The organism is Limnohabitans planktonicus II-D5 (assembly GCF_001270065.2).
GTDB classification, from domain to species: domain Bacteria; phylum Pseudomonadota; class Gammaproteobacteria; order Burkholderiales; family Burkholderiaceae_C; genus Limnohabitans_A; species Limnohabitans_A planktonicus.
Window position 1 is genome coordinate 1 of sequence record NZ_LFYT02000070.1, and the last position, 2,400, is coordinate 2,400.

At 61.1% G+C, this 2,400-nt stretch carries 1 protein-coding gene; it reads right to left on the minus strand.

The window, feature by feature from the left end; all coding sequences use genetic code 11:
• Positions 1 to 277: 277 nt before the first annotated feature.
• Positions 278 to 1,525 carry a tetratricopeptide repeat protein gene (locus tag H663_RS40740; RefSeq protein ID WP_053173881.1) on the minus strand — a complete coding sequence of 416 codons (1,248 nt, stop codon included), beginning with the start codon at positions 1,523 to 1,525 and terminating at the stop codon, positions 278 to 280.
• Positions 1,526 to 2,400 lie beyond the last annotated feature (875 nt).

A 2,400-nucleotide genomic window follows, 5' to 3' on the forward strand; every position in this document is an offset into this window, starting at 1 on the left:
CGCTTGGTCGCTGAACCTGATTCAACTTTGGCGGGCTCCAGCAGCCCATGTCGGGGTCTTCGACCGTCGACCTACAAATACATGGCTCCCGTAGGTCGGCACTCGCAGAGTCCGACGTTTGCTGGCTTGGGCGCTATCCTGATTCAACTTTGGCGGGCTTCAGCAGCCCCATGTCGGGGTCTTCGACCGCCGACCTACGAATACATGGCTCCCGTAGGTCGGCACTCGAAGAGTCCGACGTTTGTTCGCTCCGGCACTGGCTGAATGTCAGGGCTGTTCAGGCCACCGTTTCTACGCGCCACAGCCCGTCGCGGATATGGCGGGCATAGGGGCCGGGAATGTCGGCACGCCACTCACCCTGGCGCACGGGCGTGCTGTATTGGCAAACGGTTTGCCCGTTTTGGTCCAGGATGAGCCAGGTGACCCGCTCACCTTCGGGCAGGCTGCTGGTTGCGCCGACGCTGGTGGCCGAGAGGTTGCAGCCCACATGAAAGGGCTGACCCATGTCCTGGGCTTCGTGAGGCGGAAAGTCTTCGCCGCCCAAAAAGCCAAAGACCGGATCGTGCGACAACAGGCTTTGCCGCACCGTGGGCCAGATGTGCATGCGCAAAAAATGCTGGTCCACCACCCGTGCGCCCAAGTATTGGCCTTGGGCGATGTACTGCACCATCTGCAGACGCAGGTTCTTGAACACCCCGCCGCAGCCACCCCACATGCCTGCCAGCAGCAGCTCTGTGTGACTGAAGTAGTCGCGCATGAGGTGAAAAAACCGGCCACTGCGCACCCAGGCCTGCACTGCCGCCGCCTCGCGCTTGGAAATCAGCGAATCGGCGTCGCGGATCAGATAACGGTCCACCCCGGGGTCTTCGAGCACGCTGAATCGCCACATGAGGCCGCTGAGTTCTTGCCGGTCTTGCGCGCTGACCATGAGCACCTGCGCACCCATGGTCTGCAGGGCCGTGCGCACCGCCTCGGGCACGGTCTCATCCACATAAAAGCGGCAGGTCCAGTCGGGCAACAGCTCTTGCGCAGCCGTCACATTGAGCTTGGCTGTCTCGCCATAGCGCGGGTTGTCCCCAAACAAGCTGAAAGCAATGATCTGGCGGCTGGCGTCCGAAGTGGCCGCTGGGACTTGCGCTGGCAAGGCATAAGCGGGTTGGCCCTGCACGCTCTGGTCCTTGAGCTGCAGGCTGCGCACACCGTGTTCACGCACATCGTCCACCCGCCCCAGATGCCCGCAGGTTTCGGTCAGGCCGTCCCACAAATTCACGTCCTGGGGCGCCAGCGCGCAAGCTTGCAGATACAGAGTACGGGCCTTGTCGTAATCGAGCAGGCGCAAATGGCACAAAGCGGCATCGCCCAGAATTTGCGGGTGCTTGGGAATGATTTGTCGCGCCAGAGCATTGACCTTGAGCGCTTCGGCAAACTTGCCCTGATTGGACAGGGCCACAAAGCGCTGCCCCAACTCGGACAGGCGCTTGTTCAGTTGGGCGGCATTCTGGGGAGATCGTTGGCCAGGTCGCATGGTGTGAGAGCCTTGTGTTCAGATGGCCATGGACGCAGCCAGGCAAAGGCGTGAGCATAACCAAAAATGCCCCAATTTCTGGACTGCCCCATTCGCCGGGTGGCATCCATTGCCCCACCGGGCGCACTATTGAACCTGAAGTCTGAAATGTTTGCGCCGTCACCCCGTAGGTCGGCGGTCGAAGACCCCGACATGGGGCTGGCGAAACCCGCAAATGTTGATTCAGGATCAGCGCCCAGGCCCGCAAACGTCGGACTCTTCGAGTGCCGACCTACAGGAGCCATGTATTCGTAGGTCGGTGGTCGAAGACTCCGACATGGGTCTGCTGAAGCCCGCAAAAGTTGAATCAGGCTCAGCGCCCAGGCCCGCAAACGTCGGACTCTTCGAGTGCCGACCTACGGGAGCCATGTATTCGTAGGTCGGTGGTCGAAGACCCCGACATGGGGCTGGTGAAGCCTGCCAAAGTTGAATCAGGGTCAGCGCCCAAGCCTGCAAACGTCGGACTCTGCGAGTGCCGACCTACGGGAGCCATGTATTCGCAGGTCGGTGGTCGAAGACCCCGACATGGGTCTGTTGAAACGCGCAAAAGTTGAATCAGGTTCAGCGCCCAAGCCAGCAAGCGTCTGACTCTGCGAGTGCCGACCTACAAGAGCCATGTATTCGTAGGTCGGTGGTCGAAGACCCCGACATGGGGCTGGCGAAACCCGCAAATGTTGAATCAGGTTCAGCGCCCGAGCCCGCAAGCGTCGGACTCTGCGAGTGCCGACCTACAGGAGCCATGCATTCGCAGGTCGGCGGTCGAAGACCCCGACATGGGGCTGGTGAGGCCCGCAAAAGTTGAATCAGAATCAGGACCCAAGCACGCCAACGTCGGA